Annotated in this window: 1 protein-coding gene; it reads right to left on the bottom strand. The window is 60.8% G+C overall.

Going from position 1 to position 908, the window contains the following annotated elements:
- A partial coding sequence (gene tuf / locus PH558_RS34005; protein WP_285208560.1) for an elongation factor Tu occupies positions 1-908 on the bottom strand: 908 nt, incomplete at both ends.

Raw genomic sequence — 908 nt, forward strand, 5'->3', positions numbered from 1 at the left:
GGCATAACCATTTCCGTGCCTTCCGGAAGCGTCACGATGCCGGTCACGTCAGTCGTACGGAAGTAGAACTGCGGACGGTAGTTCGTGAAGAACGGCGTATGACGGCCGCCTTCTTCCTTCGTCAGGATGTAGGCTTCAGCCTTGAACTTCTTGTGCGGCTTCACAGAGCCCGGCTTGCACAGGATCTGACCACGCTCGACGCCGTCACGGTTAACACCGCGGATCAGCGCGCCGATGTTGTCGCCAGCCTGGCCCTGATCGAGCAGCTTGCGGAACATTTCAACGCCGGTAACCGTCGTCTTCGACGTCGGACGAATGCCGACGATTTCGACTTCTTCACCAACCTTGATCACGCCACGCTCGACGCGGCCCGTCACAACCGTACCACGGCCCGAGATCGAGAACACGTCTTCGATCGGCATCAGGAACGGCTGGTCGATCGGACGCTCTGGCGTCGGGATGTAGGCATCAACCTGAGCCATCAGCTCGCGGATCGCGTCTTCGCCGATCTTCTTGTCCGAATCTTCAAGAGCAGCAAGTGCCGAACCCTTGACGACCGGGATGTCGTCGCCCGGGAAGTCGTAGGACGACAGAAGTTCGCGAACTTCAAGCTCGACGAGCTCGAGAAGCTCGGCGTCGTCAACCTGGTCGACCTTGTTCAGGAACACGACGATTGCCGGAACGCCAACCTGGCGGGCGAGCAGGATGTGCTCGCGCGTCTGCGGCATCGGGCCGTCAGCAGCAGAGCAAACCAGGATCGCGCCGTCCATCTGGGCCGCACCCGTGATCATGTTCTTGACGTAGTCGGCGTGGCCGGGGCAGTCAACGTGCGCATAGTGGCGGTTCGGCGTCTCGTATTCAACGTGGGCCGTCGAGATCGTGATGCCACGAGCCTTCTCTTCCGGAGC

Origin of the sequence: Rhizobium pantanalense (genome assembly GCF_030182525.1) — a bacterium.
GTDB lineage: Bacteria > Pseudomonadota > Alphaproteobacteria > Rhizobiales > Rhizobiaceae > Rhizobium.